We start from the raw sequence: 19161 nt of genomic DNA, 5'->3' as shown, positions 1-19161 counted from the left end.
TCGCGGCTCAGATTACGTAGATGTGATTAGTGAGTCCAGTGTGACACGTGTGATTAGTGGGATTCGATTGTCGATTGATGTGACGACGCTGAGTCGGAGAATCGCGAGCCCTGCCGCTAGGCTGCCTCTTCGGCAACGACGTACGCGTCATCACCGAAGACTTATTACCCGGAGGTCCCATGTCCGACGCTGACGCCGCACTTCACGACGCCCTTGACACCGTGGTGCGACGCAATCCCGGACAGCACCTCTTCCGGCAGGCCGTGCACGAGGTGCTGGAGTCGCTCGCACCCGTGGTCAAGCAGCACCCGGAATATGTCGAGGGCGGGATCCTCAAGCGGATCATCGAGCCCGAGCGCGTGGTGTCCTTCCGGGTGCCGTGGGTCGACGACGCCGGCGCGGTCCAGGTCAACCGGGGCTTCCGTGTGCAGTTCAGCTCCGATCTCGGCCCGTATAAGGGCGGATTGCGCTTCCACAAGTCCGTGGACGAGGACACGTTGAAGTTCCTCGGGTTCGAGCAGGTCTTCAAGAACGCCCTCACCGGTCTCGGCCTGGGCGGCGGCAAGGGCGGGTCGGACTTCGACCCGCACGGCCGCAGCGACGCGGAAGTGATGCGCTTCTGCCAGTCCTTCATGTCCGAGCTCGCGCACCACATCGGTGCCGACCTCGACGTCCCGGCCGGTGACATCGGCGTGGGCGGGCGCGAGATCGGGTACCTGTACGGCCAGTACCGGAAGGTGACCGGCCGCAACGAGGCGGGCGTCATCACGGGCAAAGGCGTCGGCTACGGCGGCTCGTGGGCGCGCACCGAGGCGACCGGCTACGGGCTCGTCTACTTCGTCCGCGAGATGCTCCGCGACACCGAGTACAGCCTCGAGGGCTCCAGGGTGGTCGTCTCCGGCTCCGGCAACGTCGCGATCTACGCGGCCAAGAAGGCGGCCCAGCTCGGCGCGACCGTCGTGGCCTGCTCGGACAGTCAGGGCTACGTCCACGACGAGGACGGTCTCGACCTGGACCTGCTCCTGGACGTCAAGGAGGTCCGCCGCGAACGGCTGTCGGCCTACGCCCGGGAGCGGGGCAACTGCACCTACCTGGAGACCGGTTCCGTGTGGGACGTGGAGTGCGACATCGCGCTGCCCTGTGCCACCCAGAACGAGCTCGACGCCGAGGAGGCGCGCACGCTCGCCAAGAACGGGTGCCGCGTGATCGCCGAGGGCGCCAACATGCCGTGCACGGAGCAGGCGGTGGAGGTCATCCACCGGGCCGGCATCCTCTTCGGGCCCGCCAAGGCCGCCAACGCCGGCGGCGTGGCCACCAGCGGTCTCGAGATGCGGCAGAACGCCGGTCGGCTGCTGTGGGACTTCGAGCGGGTGGACTCCGAGCTCGACCGCATCATGACCTCCATCCACGCCACCGCGGCGGCGACCGCCGAGGAGTACGGCGCCCCGGGTGACCTGGTGGCCGGGGCGAACATCGCCGCGTTCCGCAAGGTCGCCGACGCCATGCTCGCGCAGGGTGTCATCTGATCTGATCCGGGTGACGGCGGACCTCGTCGTCGTCGTACCTCCTTCTCCTTCCCGCACCTTCCCCTTCCCATACGAAGAGCGCTCCGAGCCGCAACGCCGAGAGGCGGCGGCCGGGGCGCTCTTCCCGTTGTTGAGCCCGGCGGGCTCAATGAATGGTGTGAGTTGCGCCACCGCCGGAATGGATTCGACAGAGTGGGGGTTATACGGGGCGACAAACCTCAGCGGGCCAGGCTCAACTCAGGTTGACGCGGCAGGCCACCGGCAGGCAGGGTGGAGCCATCGATCCGAGCCTTGAGCCGGGTCCGCTTAGAGAGAACCCGTACACGTCAGTAGAAGGAGAACATCATGGGACGTGCAGTAGGCATCGACCTCGGCACCACCAACTCGGCCGTCGCGGTCCTCGAGGGCGGCGACGCCACGGTCATCGCCAACGCCGAGGGCGCGCGCACGACCCCGTCGGTCGTCGCGTTCGCCAAGAACGGCGAGGTCCTCGTCGGTCAGCCGGCGAAGAACCAGGCGGTCACCAACGTCGACCGCACCATCCGCTCGGTCAAGCGCCACATCGGCACGGACTGGAAGTCGGACTCGATCGACGGCAAGACCTACACCCCGCAGGAGATCAGCGCCCGCACGCTGCAGAAGCTCAAGCGCGACGCCGAGTCCTACCTCGGTGAGGACGTCACCGACGCCGTCATCACCGTTCCGGCCTACTTCAATGACGCCCAGCGTCAGGCCACCAAGGACGCCGGTCAGATCGCGGGCCTCAACGTCCTGCGCATCGTCAACGAGCCCACCGCGGCAGCCCTGGCCTACGGCCTCGACAAGGGCGACAAGGAGCAGACCATCCTGGTCTTCGACCTCGGTGGCGGCACCTTCGACGTCTCCCTGCTCGACATCGGCGACGGCGTCGTGGAGGTCCGTGCGACCTCGGGCGACAACCACCTCGGTGGCGACGACTGGGACCAGCGGATCGTCAACTGGCTCGTCGACAAGTTCAAGGCGCAGAACGGCATCGACCTGACCAAGGACAAGATGGCCCTGCAGCGCCTGCGCGAGGCGGCCGAGAAGGCCAAGATCGAGCTGTCCAGCGGGCAGTCCACCTCGATCAACCTCCCGTACATCACCGTCGACGCGGACAAGAACCCGCTCTTCCTGGACGAGACTCTCTCGCGCGCCGAGTTCCAGAAGATCACGCAGGACCTGCTCGATCGCTGCCGCAACCCGTTCCAGGCCGTGATCAAGGACGCCGGCATCTCGGTCGGCTCCATCGACCACGTCGTGCTGGTCGGCGGTTCGACCCGTATGCCCGCCGTGACCGACCTGGTCAAGGAGCTCACCGGCGGCAAGGAGCCCAACAAGGGCGTCAACCCGGACGAGGTCGTGGCCGTGGGTGCCGCGCTGCAGGCCGGCGTGCTCCGCGGTGAGGTCAAGGACGTCCTGCTGCTCGACGTGACCCCGCTGTCGCTGGGCATCGAGACCAAGGGTGGCGTGATGACCAAGCTCATCGAGCGCAACACCACGATCCCGACCAAGCGTTCGGAGACCTTCACGACCGCCGACGACAACCAGCCGTCCGTGCAGATCCAGGTCTTCCAGGGCGAGCGCGAGATGGCGGCGCAGAACAAGCTGCTCGGGTCGTTCGAGCTCGCCGGTATCGCCCCCGCGCCGCGTGGCGTGCCGCAGATCGAGGTCACCTTTGACATCGACGCCAACGGCATCGTCCACGTGACCGCCAAGGACAAGGGCACCGGCAAGGAGAACACGATCATCATCCAGGACGGCTCCGGCCTGTCCAAGGAGGAGATCGACCAGATGATCAAGGACGCCGAGGAGCACGCCGCCGAGGACCACAAGCGTCGCGAGGAGGCGGACGCCCGCAACCAGGCCGAGTCCACGATCTACCAGACGGAGAAGTTCGTCTCGGAGAACGAGGACAAGATCCCGGCCGACAAGAAGGAGTCGCTCCAGGCCGCGATCGCCGACGCCAAGACCGCCCTCGAGGGCTCGGACGTCGACGCCATCAAGTCCGCGGTCGAGAAGGTCAACACCGAGGCGCAGGCCGTCGGCCAGGCCATCTACGAGGCCTCCGCGGCCGAGGGTGCCGAGGCCGGCGACGCGTCGGGTGCGGGCGCGGCCGACGACGACGTGGTCGATGCCGAGGTGGTCGACGAGGACGAGTCGAAGGGTGAGTCCAAGTGACCCGCCCCGAGCAGACCGACGCCTCCGAGAAGGCGGCGTGGGCCGGCGCTGACGACGAGGCCGAGCAGGCCGCCGAGGCGGTCGAGGCCGAGATCGTCGACGACGCCCCGCCGTCGACCGACAGCGACGCCGACGGCACCGCAGCCGATGCCGCTGACGCGGGGGCGCCCCGACCGGGGACGTTCCCGCGGACGATCCGGCCGCCGCGCTGCAGGCGCAGCTCGACGAGCGGACCGCGGACCTGCAGCGGGTGTCGGCGGAGTTCGCCAACTACCGGCGCCGCGTCGAACGTGACCGCCAATCGATCATCGACACCGCCAAGGGCTCGGTCCTCACCGAGCTGCTGGGTATCGTCGACGACCTCGACCGGGCCGAGGCGCACGGCGACCTCGCCGAGGGGCCGCTCAAGGTCTTCGCCGACAAGGTCCGCGCGCTACTGGCATCCCAGGGTGTCGAGTCCTTCGGAAACGAGGGCGATCCGTTCGACCCGGCCCTCCACGAGGCCGTGCAGGACGAATCCGAGGGATCCGAGCCCGTGCTGGGGACGGTCCTGCGCAAGGGCTACCGCCACGGTGAGCGGACCCTGCGGACGGCGATGGTCAGCGTCCGCTGAGCCCACCGGCTCATCACCCCGGCGTGCGGGTGCGTCCCGATGATCTCGGGACGCACCCGCACGCCGACCCACCCCGGACGTGCCGGGGAACTGAGAGAATTCGTAGACCCGAACTCTGCAATTAGAAGAAGAACTGCAACAAGAAGAAGGGAGGCGTCTGGTGAGTCAGCGCGAATGGGTCGAGAAGGACTACTACGCCGAACTGGGCGTCTCCAAGTCCGCCACCCAGGACGAGATCCGCAAGGCCTACCGCAAGCTCGCGCGGGAGAACCACCCGGACTCCAACCCGGGCAACGCGGCCGCGGAGGACAAGTTCAAGCGGATCAGCGAGGCCAACGACGTCATCGGCGATCCCGCCCGGCGCAAGGAGTACGACGCCTTCCGCGACCAGGTCACCTCCGGCGGGTTCAGCGGCTTCGCCCCGGGCGGCGGGGGCCGGTACACTGCCTCCGGCGGTGACTTCGACATCAACGACCTCTTCGGTGGCGGCGGGCCCGCCGGCGGCGCCGGGGGATTCTCGGACCTGTTCGGCGGCCTGTTCAACCAGGCCCGCCCGGGTGGCGGCGGGGCCGGCCGCGGCCGGGCACAGCGCCCGCGGGGCGGCCAGGACGTCGAGACCGCCCTGACCCTGTCCTTCCGTGAGGCCGCCCTCGGTGAGACGGTCCAGATCAAACTCTCCTCCGCCTCGCCGTGTCTGATCTGCCACGGCAGTGGCGCGAAGCCGGGGACCAGCCCCAAGGTGTGCGGCACCTGCCATGGTGCGGGCGTCACCCAGCGCACCCAGGGGGCCTTCGGCTTCGCCGAGCCCTGCACCGACTGCGGCGGCACCGGGTCCAAGATCGACGACCCGTGCACCGACTGCGGTGGCAGCGGCGTCACCGACCGCACCCGCACCATCAACGTCAAGGTCCCGGCCGGCGTCTCCGACGGCCAGCGCATCCGGCTCTCCGGGCAGGGTGAGGCGGGCTTCCGCGGGGCACCGTCGGGCGACCTGTACGTGACGGTCACCGTTCAGAAGGACCAGGTGTTCGACCGCGACGGGGCCGACCTGCTCGTCGACCTGCCGGTGTCCTACCCGGAGTTGGTCCTCGGCGCCCAGGTGTCGGTACCCACGCTCACCGGGCGGGTGACCGTCAAGATCCCCGCCGGCTCCCGCGACGGACAGATCCTTCGGGTGCGCGGCCGGGGAATCGCACGCAAGACCGGAACCGGTGACCTCAAGGTCACCCTCCGGGTGGCCACGCCCCCCGCCGGGATGGCCGAAGCCGAGCTCGCCGCCTATGACGACGCGTTGCGCGCCGCCGGCTTCGATCCGCGGTCGGGCTGGGCGGGGTCGGCATGAGCCCCCGGCGGGACGTCAGCGAGCTGGGGGCCGACGACAGCGTCCTGGTGATCTCGGTGGCCGCCGAACTCTCCGGGCTGCACGCTCAGACCCTGCGAACCTACGACCGCCTCGGCATCGTCACCCCTGAGCGCACCAGCGGCGGTGGGCGACGCTATTCGCTGCGGGACGTGGCACTGCTCCGCGAGGTCCAGCGCCTCAGCCAGGAGGAGGGCGTCAACCTCGCCGGCATCAAGCGGATCATTGAGCTGACCAATCAGGTCGACGCCCTGCGCAGCCGCGTGTCAGAACTGGTCGAGGAGGTCGCCGAACTTCGTCGCCGTTCCGGGTCCTCCGGCCGGGCGGGCGGTGAACTCGTCCACGTGCCCCGCTCGACGTCGGTGGTCGTGTGGCGGCCCCGTCACCAGCGGGAGACGGGCCGCCGCGACGGCTGATGACCGGATCCGCCCGACTTTCATAGCGAAGCCTCACCTAATATAGTTCGGCGCGTGACCGTCGCACGTACGCATCAGGGGCAGGCTCCGCCCGGCCTGTTCGACGAGTCCGCCGGGCGCGGCACCGCGGTCGCCGTGGTGACCAACGAGGCGGAGTACACCTACTCCGCGCTCTCCCGGATGAGCGCCGAGCGCGCCGCCGAGTACCCGCCCGTGACGACCGGTCGTCGCCTGATCGGCCTGGTGGCAACGAACACCATCGAGTTCCTCGTGGACTATCTCGCCGCCCACTCCGCCGGCCACGTCGTGCTCCTCCTGCCGCCGGACGGCGCGGCCACCGACAACCTCCTCGCGGCGTGGCACCCCGACGTTGTCGCGGGGGACGGCCGACCCCTCCCGGCCGGGGTGCTCACGGCGCCGCCGCGGCACGACCTGCATCCCGACCTCGCACTGCTCCTGAGCACCTCCGGGTCCACGGGCGCACCCAAGCTCGTCCGGCAGTCCCGGCGGGCGGTGCTGGCCAACGCGCGGTCGATCGTGGACTACCTGGGCATCGTGCCGGGGGACCGGGCGATCACCACCCTGCCGCCGCACTACTGCTACGGCCTGTCCGTCCTGCACAGTCACCTGCTGGCCGGCGCGTCCGTGGTGCTCAACTCCGACTCCGTCTCCGCACCGGCGTTCTGGGACCGGGCGGAGGCCGGGCAGGTGACGACGTTCGCCGCCGTCCCGCACACGGTCGAACTCCTCGAGCGCGTCGGTCTCGACCGGCTGGACCGCCTCACCCGCCTGCGCTACCTCACCCAGGCGGGCGGGCGCCTCGCGCCGGAGGCGGTGCGTCGCCTGGCCGCGCACCTGGAAGCACGCGGGTCAGAACTGGTCGTGATGTACGGCCAGACCGAGGCGACCGCGCGTATGGCGTACCTCCCCCCTCACCTCGCGCGGACCCGTGCGGGGGCCATCGGGATCGCGATCCCCGGCGGCTCCTTCCGCGTCGACCGTCCGCGGGGAACCGATCCGCACGCCCCCGGTGAGCTGGTGTACCGCGGCCCCAACGTGATGATGGGGTACGCCCGCACCTCGGCCGACCTCGCCCGCGGGCCCGAGCTCGACGAGCTGCGGACCGGGGACCTCGCCCGCATCGCCGACGACGGCCTCGTGGAGATCGTCGGGCGGATGGGGCGCGAGACCAAGATCTTCGGGCACCGGATCGACCTGGGTCGGGTGGAATCGACCCTGGCGGACGGCGGGTTCGACGCCTGGTGCGTCGGGGAGCCCGACCGGTTGGTCGTGGTCACCCGCGAGCGCTCGCAGGCCCTCGCCACCGCCGCCGCGACGGCCTCGGGACTGCCCACCTCGGCGGTCGAGCAGGTCGTCGTCGTCGACCCTCCCCGCACTCCCGCCGGCAAGGTCGACCAGGCCGCACTCCGTGCACTCGTCGCCGACCGCGCGCGGACGGGTGCCGGGGCGGACGCCGACGCGCCCAGTACGCTCGTGGCCCATGCGCTCGGCCTGGACTCCTGCCCGCCGGACGCCACGTTCGTCGACCTCGGCGGGGACTCCCTGACCTACGTGGTGCTCTCGACCCGGCTCGAGGAGCGGGTGCCCGGCCTACCCCGCGACTGGCACCTGCGCCCACTGGGGGAGCTCGACAACCGCGCTGCCGGACCGCGTCCCCCGGCGGCCTCCCGCTGGACCCCCTGGCGGGCGTGGGCCCGCGTCGACACCTCGGTTGTGCTGCGCGCCCTGTTCATCCTCACGATCGTGGGCGGGCACACCCGGGCGTTCGCGGTCTACGGCGGCGCCCACGTCCTGGTGGCTCTGACCGGCTACTCTTTGGCCCGCTTCCGGCTGCACTCCGTCAGCGCCCGCGAGCGGGCCCGGGGCGTGCTCACGACGGTCGGGAGGATCGCGGTCCCCGCCGTGGTGTGGCTGCTGCTCGTTACCCCCCTGACCAGTCGCTACCACTGGTACTCGCCGCTGCTGGCCACCCACTTCCTGGGTCCCCGCTCCTGGTCCGACGACCGCTGGTGGAATCCGTGGCAGATGTGGTTCGTCGAGGCGACGGTCTACCTGTTGCTCGGCGTGGCCGCGCTCATGGCCGTCCCCGCGGTCAGCAGGCTCGACCGGCGGTGGCCGTACGCGCTGCCGGCCACGCTGGTCGGGCTCGGATTGCTCGTGCGCTACGCCGTCATCGACCTCGGCGGCGGGCCCCTCGTGTGGTACTCGGCGCCGGCGGTGCTGTGGCTGTTCGCGCTCGGCTGGGCCGTGGCGCGGGCCGAACCCGGGGGGCCGGACCGGGCGGGCCGGGCGGACCGGGAGGGCACCGGGCAGCGCTCACCGCGATGTGGGCGCGGCTCGCCTGCTCCGCGGTCGCGCTCGTGTGCGTGCCGGGCTGGTTCGGCGATCCCGGGCGGGAGGTGGTGATCGTGGGAGGGATCCTCGCCCTGATCTGGATCCCCGCCGTCCGGCTGCCCCGCCCGGTGGTCCGGGTGGTGACCCCCCTAGCAGCGGCCTCGCTGTTCATCTATCTCACCCACTTCCTCGTGTACCCGCCGATCCGGGACGCGGGCCACCCGTGGCCGGCCCTGGTCGCCTCGCTCGCGGTGGGGGTGTGCGTGTGGTGGCTGTGGGAGCGCGGTGCCGGGATCGCGCGGCGGGTCGCCGCCCGGGGCGGGGACGCCGACCCCGCACGCGGGTAGCGTCGGGGGGAGACGCCCCAGCCGGCTGAGACGACAGCCCGCCGCCGACGAGGAGGACGACCCGTGCGCATCGCCGCCGCCCAGATCCTGACCGGACGCGACCCGCAGGACAACCTTCGGCTGGTCCGCGAGTCGGTCGCCGAGGCCGCAGCGCAGGGTGCCCGGATCGTGGTGTTCCCCGAGGCCACCATGCGGGCGTTCGGTGCGGGCCGGCTGGACGAGATCGCCGAACCCCTTGACGGCCCGTGGGCGACCGCGGTGGCTGAATCGGCTCGTGAGCACGGTGTCCTCGTCGTCGTAGGCATGTTCACGCCCGGGCAGGGCGGCCGCGTCCGCAACACCCTCCTGGTGACCGGCCCGGCCGACGACGCCGGCGGCGGGCCGGACCGCGACCTCCACCTGGGCTACGACAAGATCCACCTGTTCGACGCGTTCGGGTTCGCGGAGTCCGACACCGTCGAGCCGGGCGACGCCACGCACGTGGTGACGGTCGACGGCGTGGGCGTGGGTCTGAGCGTCTGCTACGACATCCGCTTCCCGGGCCAGTACACGGCGCTCGCCACCGCCGGCGCCCGGATCACCCTGTGCAGCGCCTCGTGGGGTGCGGGCGAGGGGAAGGTCGACCAGTGGCGGTTGCTCGCCCGCGCCCGCGCGCTCGACTCGACCACGTTCCTGTTCGCCGTGGGGCAGGCCGATCCCGAGGTCGAGGGCGTGGAGGTCAAGCCCGGCGCCCCCACCGGCGTCGGCCACTCCCTGCTCGTCGGGCCGGACGGGTCCGTGCGCGCCGAGGCCGGCGCCGGATCGGAGCTACTGGTGGTGGATGTCGACGACGACGAGGTCACCGGCATCCGGAAGGTGATCCCGGTGCTCGCCAACGGACGGGTCACGGAGCCCTCCGGCGGGGAGGTCCCGCGGTGACGGGGCCGGGCGGCCCACGCCCGGGCGACGAGCCCGCCGAGCCGGACCACCCGGGCGACGATGCCGTCACCGAGCCGAATCCGGCGGTCGAGCCGGGTGCCGACCCGCCGACGCAGCAACTCCCGCCCACCGACCCTCCGACCGAGCACCTCCCGCCGGTCGGCTCGGGGGAGGGCAGCACGGCGTGGTCGCAGTACCCGGCGGACGGCGGAGCCGCGGCCGCCGGGGCCGGGGCCTCCGGGGCCGGGGCGTTCGGCGCGGCAGAAGGTGCCGGGGCCTCCGGGGCCGGTCCCGGCACGTCCGGCTATCCGACCGCCGCGGGCGTCCCCGCCTCCGGCCACCCCGCCGGGGACGTGCCGCCTCCTGGGGACGTGCCGCCTCCGGACGACGGCGACGCCTGGGACGACGGTGGCGGCGATGGCGGCGGGGACGGCGGGTCCACGCCGTGGATGATCGCCGCCATCCTGCTCGCGGTCGCATTGGTGGCTGCGCTGGTGGTGTGGCTGGTCTCCGCGACCGGCGGCGACGAGGACCCGGTCGCCACCCCCACCACGACGACGCAGACCACCACCTCGCAGACCACGCGGACCACGCCGCCGACGACGCAGCCCACGACGACCGGCCCGCCGAGTCCGGCCGAACGCTGTAGCCCGGGTTTCGTGGCCGATGAGCTGGGCAGCGGCACGACCGTGCGGGAATGCGACGAGCGGTTCCTGCTGGTCACCCGCGACGACGGGGAGATCGAGCTGCTCTCGTGGCGCGACGACGACTGGGAGTTCCTGGCCGAGCCCACCTCGGACGTGTGCCGCGAGCAACTCGAGCAGCTGGGCGTTCCCGACCGGTTCCGCCGCGTGTTCCAGCCGTGCGAGGCGCCCACCAGCACCACCACCTCGCAGACCAGTCCCACCACCACGACGGGGGCGACCACCTCCACTCCGCAGACCAGCACCGAGACCCCCGTCCCGCCAGCGGGTGAGTCCCAGGCCGGCGACGACGACGGCGGCGTCGGCGACGGCGGCGGCGGCGACGACGACGAGGGTGGGGGCGGCGCGGACGGCGGTACCGCAGCCGGCTACGGCGGTGACACGACCGACGACCCCGACGAGGGCGCGCCCGGCGCCGGCGAGGACGCCGACACCGTCGCGGCGGCGCGCTGATCCGGCCGCCGCGGCGGGATTGTCAGGGGCGGTCGAAGCTGATGTTCTCCCGCGGGGTGCCCGCCGCGACGAGACCGCGGACCGTCGCGCGCAGCATCTCGGGTGAGCCCGAGACGATGACCTGCCGGTCGGCCCACGATCCCCACTGCGCGACCGCCCGGACCAGGGTGCCGGTCTGCCGACGGTGCAGGGTGCGGGGAAGGTCCTGCCGGGGGCCGGCCCACCAGGGGTCCTCGTCCTCCTCGGCGACGGGCTGGATCGTCAACCACGGGGCGGTGGCGGCGAGGTCGACCAATGTCGGCAGGTCGTAGAGGTCGCCGGGGAAGCGGGCCCCGTAGAACAGGTGGACCCGCGGGTTGTCGGCGTGGCGCATCATGTCCAGCAGCAGGCACCGCAGGGGCGCGATCCCGGTGCCGCCGGCGATCATGAGCACGTCCCGGGTCGGCTCGGACCGGTCGACCTCGAGCATCCCCAGGGGACGGGCGAGCACCCAACGGTCACCGACGCCGACGCTGCGGACCAGTGAGCCGCTGAGCGCGCCGCCGGGCACGTCGCGGACGTGGAACTCGATCTGCCCGGCCGGGTTCGACGGGATCGACGGGCTGAGCCGCCGCCACACGCCGGGCGCGTAGGGCGTGAGCACGCTGAGGTACTGCCCCGGGTGGTAGTCGACCATCACGTCGCTGATGAGCCGCACCACCACCACGTCCCGAGTGGGCCGCAGGATCTCCACCACGGTCGCGCCGACGCGTGCGGGGCCCTCGTCGGCGGCGGCGCCCTGTTGCAGGGCGGTCGAGAGCACCCGGTAGGCGGTGCCCAGGGTGGTCTCCAGTCGGTCGTCCCAGGCGCGTCCGGCGAGGTGGCGCAGGGTGTGGGCCAGCGCCTCCCCGAAGCGCCGGTGGTGCCCGGGCGTCAGTTCGAGTTTGCGGTGATCGGCGCCCAGGTGGCGGGCGAACTCGACGACCTCATCGACCTTGGCGCGGTCGCCGCGCGCGTACTCGGTGGTCTCGAACGCCCACCGCATCGCTCGCGCGAAGTCCCGGAGTATCGGCGTGGCGTCGCGGGGGAACAGTTCACGGAAGTCGGGGTCGGCCGCGCGCAGCGCCCGGGCGAACAGCTCCGGGAACCGCTCGTCGACCAGTAGGTCCCGCAGGACCAGCAGCGGCGGGGTCTCCGCCTCGACGGGCACCGGCTGCTCGAGCGGCTCGGCCAACGGGTCGACAGGCGTACCGAGGAACGGGTCGAGGTCGATGTCCCCCACGAGGCGCTCCACCTCGGAGGCACGGAACGGTTCGTCACCATGGTCCGGTCCGGGGCCGTTGCTCACCGTTGCACGCCTCCCGTCTCGTCGTCGTCGTCGCTGTCCCCACCCTATCCGCGCGCCCGGCACCCCCGCCGGGAGTGAGCGCGACCCTGGCCCGCCTTCGCGCCTGGCGCCCTCCCCGCCCGAGGCTGCTCACCGCCCGACGCTGCTCACCGACCGGCCCGGCTCACCGACCGAGGGTGATGTCGACGCCCGCGCGCAGTTCGCCCTCGGTGTAGGTCAGCTGGCCGCGGCCGGGCAGTTCGACCATGTAGAACGAGCCGCCGGCGGGGACGTCGGGGAACTCGAAGGTGAAGGTGCACGAGGACAGGTCGCCGCCGGAGTAGACGAGCATGGCGGTGCCGATCTGCGCGGCGCCGCTGTCGATGAGCGTGATGGTGGTGCCCTCGCCGATGTCGGACAGGGTGATGGGCAGATCGCAGCCGGTGCGGTCGCCGGAGACCGGTTCCGCGGGCGTCGAGACGACGGTGAACGTGCCGTCGACCGTGAACGATCCGGACCCCGGTGCCCGCTCGGCCGGGGGGAGGACCTGCGGGAAGGGGCCGCGCGACGGGTCGGTACCGCGGCCGGGGTCGGATCCGGGGCCGAGGAAGACCACGCCCAGGACCACGACGACGACGAGGGCCGCCACCCCGATGATCGCCGCGGCCGCCGCGGTGCCGGGAGGGCGGCCCTCCGCGGGGGCCCCGGCGGGCGGTGGGCCGTCGCCGGGGCGGCCATCGGGGGCCGGGGGCGGGTACGCGGAGCCCGGATCAGGGGCAGGAGAGCTCGGATCCGGCCCGGGGACGGGGGAGGGCAGCGGCTGCGGCGGGTCGCCGTACCGGTAGGTGCCGTCGGGCAGCGGGGGGTAGTGCATCGGCATGTCCCGACCTCCCACGCCGGCCCGGGGGCACGTCGCCGGATGACGTGCCGCTGGACTGTCGAGCCTAGTCATCCCCCCGCGCCCCGGGTGCGTCGCTTGGATCGAGGGGCGTGGTTCGGGGAAGCTGTAACGATGACTGCCGATTCGTCGAGGCCCTCCCGCGACCCCCACGGCCCGGCCGGGTCCGTCCACGACCCGGTCGACGACGCCGATCTGGACCCCGGCACGCCGGTGCCGGTCCGGCCCGGACCGCTGGGGATGGCCGGCAACGTCGTCCGCGGCGCGCTCATCGGGATGGCCGAGCTCGTGCCCGGCGTCTCCGGCGGAACGGTGGCGCTGGTGACCGGCGTCTATCCGCGCCTGTTGGACTCCGGGGCGCACGTCGTGGACGGCCTGCGCTCGGCCGCCCTCGGGCCGGAGCGTCGGGCCCGCACCCGCGCGGCGTTCCGGCACGTCGACTGGTGGCTGCTGCTGCCGCTGGCGCTGGGCATGCTCGTCATGGTCTTCACCATGGCCGGTGTGCTCAAGGGCTTCGTCGAGGGCAGTCCCGAGATCGCCCGCGGGCTGTTCCTCGGCATGGTCGCGGCCAGCATCGCGGTGCCTCTGGGGATGGCGCGGGCCACCCCGGGTGGGCGCAACTGGGTGCTGGGACTGATCTTCGTGCTCGGCGCCGTGTTCGCGTTCGTCCTGTCCGGGCTGCCGAGCGGGTCGATCAGTGACCCCTCCTACCTGTTGGTGTTCGTCGCGGCGGCGGTGGCGATCTGCGCCCTGGTCCTGCCCGGCGTCTCGGGGTCCTACCTGTTGCTGGCGATGGGGCTCTACGCCCCGACGCTCGGCGCCGTCGACGACCGGAACTTCGCCTACCTCGGCGTGTTCGCCCTGGGCGCGCTCGTCGGGATCTCCCTGTTCGTCAAGGTCCTCGACCGCCTGCTCGAGGACTTCCGCAAGCCCACACTGGTGGCCATGGCCGGACTCATGCTGGGGTCGCTGCGCGCGCTGTGGCCGTGGCAGACCGAGGAGGCCGAGGTCCTGGCCCCCGGCGCAAACTGGCCGACGGTCCTGGCCGCCGTGGCCGCCGGCATCGTCGTGGTGCTGATCGTGCTGGCCGTCGAGCGGGTGTTCGCGGACAAGACCGCCACCACCGACCCCGACCCGCGGACCTCCGCACTCGAGGACCGCGGGTAGGCCGGAGCCGGTCGGGCGGCGGTCAGGGGCTGGTCAGCACCTCCGCCTCCAGCCGGCGGTAGCCGGCCTCCATCCCGTCGACCATGCCGGTGCCGAGGATCGTCTCGCGCAGGTCGGCGCTGTCGTAGGTGATGACGAGCGTCATGAGGGTCCCGTCCTCGACGGCCGTGAGGGTCTGCTCGTTGCGCGTCGGCGGTGCGTCGAGGCCCTCCATCGTCTCGGTGAAGACCTCCCGGTGGGGTGGGTCGGTCTCCAGGAGCTGCCCGGTGAGGGCGAACGCCTCGCCCTCGACCCCGTCGTCGGGGGCCCACTCGAAGCGGGTGGTCTCGCCGGGCGCCGGGGCGACCCGGCAGCCGACCAGCGCCCAGCCGTCGGGTCCGTGGAACCACCGGTTCAGCAGCTCCGGCTCGTGGTGGGCGTCCCAGACCTGCCGGGGCGTGCCGTGCAGGATCCGGGTGAAGCGCACCTGCGTGTCGCTGAGGAGCTGCGCCGCGGTGGCGCGGTCGGCGGCGAAGGAGCGCAGGTCGGCCAGGACGTCGTCGATCTGGGCCATCGCGGAGCGGGTGCCCTCCTCCATGCCCATGCCGATGAGCCGCTCGAGCTCGTCGAGGCTGGTGAAGTACGTCGTGGTGGTCAGGCGGGCACCGGAGTCGGTCTCCTCGAAGGAGAACACCGCGCGCATCGTCGGCATCCCGGGGTCGGGGCGACCGTCCTCGTCGGTGAATCCGTCCAGGATCTCGAACGAGCTGCCCTCGAGCACGGACAGGTACTCCCAGTAGCCGCCGCTGCGGGCGCCGTCCGGCCCGGTCATGTAGTACTCGGACCGGCCGCCGGGATAGATGTCGTGTCGGGTGAACGTGGCCGGCCACTCCGGCGGCCCCCAGAACCTCTCGAGCTGGCGCGGGTCCACGTACGCGTCCCAGAGTCGGCGGACCGTCACCGGGAAGTCGGCGACGATGGTCATCGTCAACTCCTCGAGGTCCTTGTCCACGGATGTCACTGGCATGATCGGCCCCTTCTCCTTCGGTGGTGTCCCTGAGTTGTTCCGGTGTCAGTCGTCGGCGAGTAGGGCGTCGAGTCGGTCGATGCGTCCCCGCCAGAGGCGCTCGTAGCCGTCCAGCAGGGTCTGGGCCCTGCGGATCGCCTCGGGGTTGCCCCGGATCCGGCGTTCGCGTCCGTGGCGGCCGTCGGTCACCAGTCCGGCCTCCTCGAGGACGTTGACGTGCTTGCGGACCGCCGCGAACGACATGTCGTAGTGGTGGGCGAGGTCGGAGATGGAGCACTCGTCGGTGAGCGTGCGACGGACGATGTCCCGGCGTGTGGCGTCGGCCAGCGCCCGGAACAACCGATCCACGTCGTCGTCACTGAGATCCACCCCGTGCTTGTGATATGAAACCATTTGGTTTCATGTTAGGTCGCGGTGGGGACGAGGTCAACGGTGTGGCCGAACTCGCCCGCCGCGATGTCGTGGGTCGCCCCTACCCTGGGTGCGTGCGGTCGAGCGTGAGGGTCCCCGAGTCCGAGGTCGAGCGGTTCGTCGGGTCCGCGGCGCTGGCCCGTTCGCGGCCGTACGTGAACGCGGACGCCATCGGCGACGTGAGCTTCAACCCCGGTTCGCGCACGTTGTCGGCCCGGGTCGCGGGCAGCGGCGGCCGCCGGTACCGGACCGAGGTCGCCTTCGGGCATCCCGACCGGGGCGGCTGGTCCCGGCCGAAGCTCAGCACGTGCACGTGCCCGGTGGCGATGCGGTGCAAGCACGCCGCGGCGCTCATGCTGTTCGCCGGAGCGGATCCGGACGGCGGCACCGAACCGGTACCCGAGTGGCGGCAGCGGGTCGAGGAGATGATGCGCGGGACGGCGCAGCTGGCCCCGCCGCGGGAGTCCGAGGTCTACGGACTGCAGTTGTCGGTGGTGGCGGACGAGACCGTGGACGACGGCTGGACCGGTGGGTTGCGGCCCGGGTTGGGCAACCGGCTCCGTGCGCGCATCGTGGTCCCGGGCAGGGGCGGGCGGTGGAAGTCGGCGGGCGTGGAATGGGATCGGCTGCGCTACGGGTGGACCGCGGACATGAGCGCCGGGCAGACCAGCTGGTTCCGCGCCGTGGACGCGCTGGCCCGTAGTCGTCGTCAGGCCAGGGTGTGGTTGGACCTGTGCGATGCCGAGGTCCCCGCACTGTGGCCGCTCATCTCCACCGCCGCCGAGGCCGAGGTGGAGATCGTCCCCGATGACGGCCTGCACGACGTCCGGCCCGGGCCGCGCCGACGCGTCGGGCTCACCGCCTGGTCACCCGACGGCCGGGAGGTGGTGGTCACCGCGGCGGCGGAGGTGCTGCCCGACGCCGACGGCGCCCTGACGATGCCCGACGACGACGAGGAACACGACCGCCCCCTGCCGGGCGCACTCGTGGGGGAGCGCGGGGACCTGGTCGCGGTGGTCCGCGACAGGGTGTTGGAGCTCTGCCCGGTCGGGCGGCTCGACCACGGGGTGGCCCGCGATCTGCGCCGATGGCGTGAGCTGACCATCCCGGACGAGGCGGTGCCCGAGTTCTGCGGCGAGTTCCTCCCCGGTCTCGTCGACGCCTACCCGGTGGTCGACCGCGCCGGTCGCCTGGAGCTGCCCGAGCTGGACCGGGTCGAGTTCGACCTCGTGATCCGCCGCTACGCCGGGCCCGGCTCCGCGGACGGGCCGGACCTCGTCGCGGAGTGGTCCCGGCTCGACGTGCTCCGGATGAGCGACGGCACCGAGACGACGCGTCGTCGTCCGCTCACGGCCGGGGACCTGGGTGACGCCGGACCGATCCTGGCGAACCGCGAGTCGCTCGAGCTCGCGGTGAGAGTCGAAGAGGCCGGCTGGGGATGGGTGGTCTCGCCCGGGCCCTGGCGGGTCACCGGGCACGACGCTGCGGTGCTGCTGGCGGACGGGGTGGCTGCGATACGCGCCCTCGATGGCGTGCGGGTGAGCGTGAACGAGGGGGTCCCGGAGATCCGCCGGGCCGCCGAGGGGCCGCGGATCCGGGTGGCTGCCGAAGACGACCGGTCCGGGATCGACTGGCTGGGGCTGTCGGTGGGCGTGACCGTCGAGGGGCGGCCGGTGCCGTTCGCCACGGTGTTCCGGGCGGTGGTGAGCGGGCAACCGGAGTTCGTCACCGACGATGGCGTGTTGGTCCCGGTCGACCTGGAGCGCTTCGGGGAACTGCGCACCCTGCTCGACGAGGCGCTCGCGGCGTCCTCCGCCCGTGCCGGCGGGGCCGACGGGGCGGGTGACATCCGGATCGGGCTCGGCCAGGCCGGGCTCTGGTCGGACCTGGCCGAGCTGGCCGACGACCTCGCGCCGCCCACGGGCCGGGCGCAGGCACTGCTCGAGCTCGCCTCGGACACGCCCGAACCGGTCCCGGTGCCCGCCGCGTTGCAGGCAGAGCTGCGGCCGTACCAGCAGCAGGGTCTGGACTGGCTGGCCATGCTGTGGCGGCACCGGATCGGCGGGATCCTGGCCGACGACATGGGGCTCGGCAAGACGGTCCAGGCGCTCGCGCTGATCGCCCACGCGCACGAGGGTCACAAGGACCGCCCCGCCACCGGCGCCGGGACGGTCGCCGGCTCCCCGGGGCCGTTCCTCGTGGTGGCACCCTCGTCCGTGGTGCCCAACTGGGAGTCTGAGGCCCGCAGGTTCGTGCCCTCGCTGCGCGTGGCCCGACGCTCCGCCACCGAGAACAAGTCGCCCACCACCGTGGCCGAGGACGCGGCCGCGCATGACATCGTCGTGACCTCCGCGACAGTCCTGCGGCTCAATGCCGAGGCCTACGCGGGGATCGGGTGGGCCGGGGTGATCCTGGACGAGGCCCAGCAGGCCAAGAACCCGTCGTCCAAGCTGTTCGCCGCGCTCGCGGGCTTGCGCGCGGACTTCCTGCTCGCCGTCACCGGCACCCCCATGGAGAACAACCTCACCGAGTTGTGGGCGATCGCGGCCCTGTCCTGTCGGGGGGTGCTGCCCGACGCCAAGGAGTTCCGTGTGCTGTTCCGGACCCCGATCGAGAAGGACGGCGACGCCGAGGCGCTGCGTCGTCTCCGCCGCCGACTCCGGCCGTTCCTGCTGCGGCGCCGCAAGGAGTTGGTGGCCGGCGAACTGCCGCCGCGCACCGATGCGGTGATGGAGGTGGAGCTCTCGGCCGCGCACCGCCGGGTCTACGAGCGCGAACTGGCCCGTCAGCGGGCGTCGCTGCTGGCACTGCTCGACGACTTCGACTCCAACCGCATCAGCATCCTCGCCGGCCTCACCGTGCTGCGCCGACTGTGCCTGGACCCCTCACTGGTGGACCCCGATCACGTATCGATCCCCTCCGCCAAGACCGATGAGCTCATCGCGTCGCTGCGCGAGGTCGTGGCCGAGGGGCACCGGGCGCTGGTGTTCAGCCAGTTCACCAGCTACCTCGACACGGTGGTCGACAGGCTGCAGGCCGAGGGGATCACCGTCGCTCACCTCGACGGCAGCACCACCGACCGGGCGGGAGCCGTCGGTCGGTTCACCGAGGGTGGTGCGCAGGTGTTCTGCCTGAGCCTCAAGGCCGGGGGCGTGGGACTGAACCTGGTGGGGGCCGACTACGTCTTTCTGCTGGACCCGTGGTGGAACCCGGCCACGGAGGCGCAGGCCGTGGACCGTGCGCACCGGATCGGCCAGACCCGGCCCGTGTTGGTCTATCGGATGGTCGCCCGCGACACCATCGAGGAGCGGGTTGTCGAGCTCCAGCGACGCAAGGCCGAGCTCTTCGCCTCCGTGCTGGACAGCGGGGAGCACTTCTCGGCCGCGCTCACGGCCGACGACCTGCGGGGGTTGATCGAGTAGGCAGTATGCGCAACCCTGGGAAGCGGAGCACTTCATGCCTGTGGCTGGGGATTTTGCTCA

General features: G+C 72.1%; 14 protein-coding genes and 1 pseudogene. 11 read left to right on the top strand and 4 right to left on the bottom strand.

The window, feature by feature from the left end:
* The first annotated feature begins 179 nt into the window (after positions 1-179).
* From gdhA to OVA21_RS13895, 9 genes and pseudogenes are all read left to right on the top strand, one after another.
* Positions 180-1526, top strand: a complete 1347-nt coding sequence (gene gdhA / locus OVA21_RS13935; protein ID WP_069388614.1) for an NADP-specific glutamate dehydrogenase — start codon at positions 180-182, stop codon at positions 1524-1526.
* 345 nt (positions 1527-1871) lie between these two features.
* A complete protein-coding gene (dnaK, locus tag OVA21_RS13930) occupies positions 1872-3725 on the top strand; it encodes a molecular chaperone DnaK (RefSeq protein ID WP_268092665.1) in 1854 nt (617 codons plus the stop codon).
* Positions 3722-4338, top strand: a pseudogene (gene grpE / locus OVA21_RS13925) (nucleotide exchange factor GrpE). Before dnaK ends, grpE begins: the two are co-directional and overlap by 4 nt.
* A 160-nt stretch (positions 4339-4498) precedes the next feature.
* Complete coding sequence (gene dnaJ / locus OVA21_RS13920) at positions 4499-5680, top strand: molecular chaperone DnaJ (protein ID WP_268092663.1); 1182 nt, start codon at positions 4499-4501, stop codon at positions 5678-5680.
* On the top strand, positions 5677-6114 hold the full coding sequence (locus OVA21_RS13915) for a heat shock protein transcriptional repressor HspR (protein ID WP_067719464.1): 438 nt from the start codon (positions 5677-5679) through the stop codon (positions 6112-6114). Before dnaJ ends, OVA21_RS13915 begins: the two co-directional genes overlap by 4 nt.
* Positions 6115-6168: 54 nt before the next feature.
* Positions 6169-8541 (top strand): AMP-binding protein, encoded by a 2373-nt coding sequence (locus tag OVA21_RS13910; protein WP_268092662.1) that lies wholly within the window; start codon positions 6169-6171, stop codon positions 8539-8541.
* 2 nt (positions 8542-8543) lie between these two features.
* Positions 8544-8816: a hypothetical protein gene (locus OVA21_RS13905; RefSeq protein ID WP_268092661.1), complete on the top strand. Its 273-nt coding sequence runs from the start codon at positions 8544-8546 to the stop codon at positions 8814-8816.
* A gap of 63 nt (positions 8817-8879) precedes the next feature.
* Entirely contained in the window at positions 8880-9734 is an 855-nt protein-coding gene (locus OVA21_RS13900) for a nitrilase-related carbon-nitrogen hydrolase (protein ID WP_268092660.1), read from the top strand.
* On the top strand, positions 9731-10891 hold the full coding sequence (locus OVA21_RS13895) for a hypothetical protein (protein WP_268092659.1): 1161 nt from the start codon (positions 9731-9733) through the stop codon (positions 10889-10891). Before OVA21_RS13900 ends, OVA21_RS13895 begins: the two co-directional genes overlap by 4 nt.
* Before the next feature lie 22 nt (positions 10892-10913).
* Here OVA21_RS13895 and OVA21_RS13890 read toward each other — a convergent pair whose 3' ends face one another.
* Both OVA21_RS13890 and OVA21_RS13885 read right to left on the bottom strand, forming a co-directional pair.
* Positions 10914-12218, bottom strand: coding sequence for an FAD-binding oxidoreductase (locus OVA21_RS13890; protein ID WP_268092658.1), 1305 nt, complete (start codon positions 12216-12218; stop codon positions 10914-10916).
* 163 nt (positions 12219-12381) lie between these two features.
* Entirely contained in the window at positions 12382-13077 is a 696-nt protein-coding gene (locus OVA21_RS13885; RefSeq protein WP_167457943.1) for a hypothetical protein, read from the bottom strand.
* A gap of 132 nt (positions 13078-13209) precedes the next feature.
* On the opposite strand from OVA21_RS13885, the gene OVA21_RS13880 reads away from it, so the two are divergent.
* The gene (locus OVA21_RS13880) at positions 13210-14262 is read left to right on the top strand and encodes a DUF368 domain-containing protein (RefSeq protein WP_268092657.1); all 1053 of its coding nucleotides are present in this window, start codon (positions 13210-13212) and stop codon (positions 14260-14262) included.
* Between the two features lie 22 nt (positions 14263-14284).
* Here the strand turns inward: OVA21_RS13880 and OVA21_RS13875 are convergent, their stop codons facing one another.
* Entirely contained in the window at positions 14285-15268 is a 984-nt protein-coding gene (locus OVA21_RS13875; protein ID WP_268092656.1) for an SRPBCC family protein, read from the bottom strand.
* 45 nt (positions 15269-15313) lie between these two features.
* On the bottom strand, positions 15314-15661 hold the full coding sequence (locus OVA21_RS13870; RefSeq protein ID WP_268092655.1) for an ArsR/SmtB family transcription factor: 348 nt from the start codon (positions 15659-15661) through the stop codon (positions 15314-15316).
* Between the two features lie 92 nt (positions 15662-15753).
* Here OVA21_RS13870 and OVA21_RS13865 point away from each other — a divergent pair, with 92 nt between their 5' ends.
* The gene (locus OVA21_RS13865) at positions 15754-19101 is read left to right on the top strand and encodes a DEAD/DEAH box helicase (RefSeq protein ID WP_268092654.1); all 3348 of its coding nucleotides are present in this window, start codon (positions 15754-15756) and stop codon (positions 19099-19101) included.
* Positions 19102-19161 lie beyond the last annotated feature (60 nt).

The sequence above is a fragment of the Dietzia sp. SL131 genome (assembly GCF_026672565.1).
In the GTDB taxonomy this organism is placed as follows: domain Bacteria; phylum Actinomycetota; class Actinomycetes; order Mycobacteriales; family Mycobacteriaceae; genus Dietzia; species Dietzia kunjamensis.
This window is presented reverse-complemented; position numbering and strand designations above follow the sequence as displayed.

Excerpts from the sequence above, each read along its gene's own strand:
- gdhA (WP_069388614.1), top strand. The coding sequence starts at position 180 with ATGTCCGACGCTGACGCCGCACTTCACGACGCCCTTGACACCGTGGTG.
- dnaK (WP_268092665.1), top strand. The coding sequence starts at position 1,872 with ATGGGACGTGCAGTAGGCATCGACCTCGGCACCACCAACTCGGCCGTC.
- OVA21_RS13915 (WP_067719464.1), top strand. The coding sequence starts at position 5,677 with ATGAGCCCCCGGCGGGACGTCAGCGAGCTGGGGGCCGACGACAGCGTC.
- OVA21_RS13885 (WP_167457943.1), bottom strand. The coding sequence starts at position 13,077 with ATGCCGATGCACTACCCCCCGCTGCCCGACGGCACCTACCGGTACGGC.
- OVA21_RS13880 (WP_268092657.1), top strand. The coding sequence starts at position 13,210 with ATGACTGCCGATTCGTCGAGGCCCTCCCGCGACCCCCACGGCCCGGCC.
- OVA21_RS13875 (WP_268092656.1), bottom strand. The coding sequence starts at position 15,268 with ATGCCAGTGACATCCGTGGACAAGGACCTCGAGGAGTTGACGATGACC.
- OVA21_RS13870 (WP_268092655.1), bottom strand. The coding sequence starts at position 15,661 with ATGGTTTCATATCACAAGCACGGGGTGGATCTCAGTGACGACGACGTG.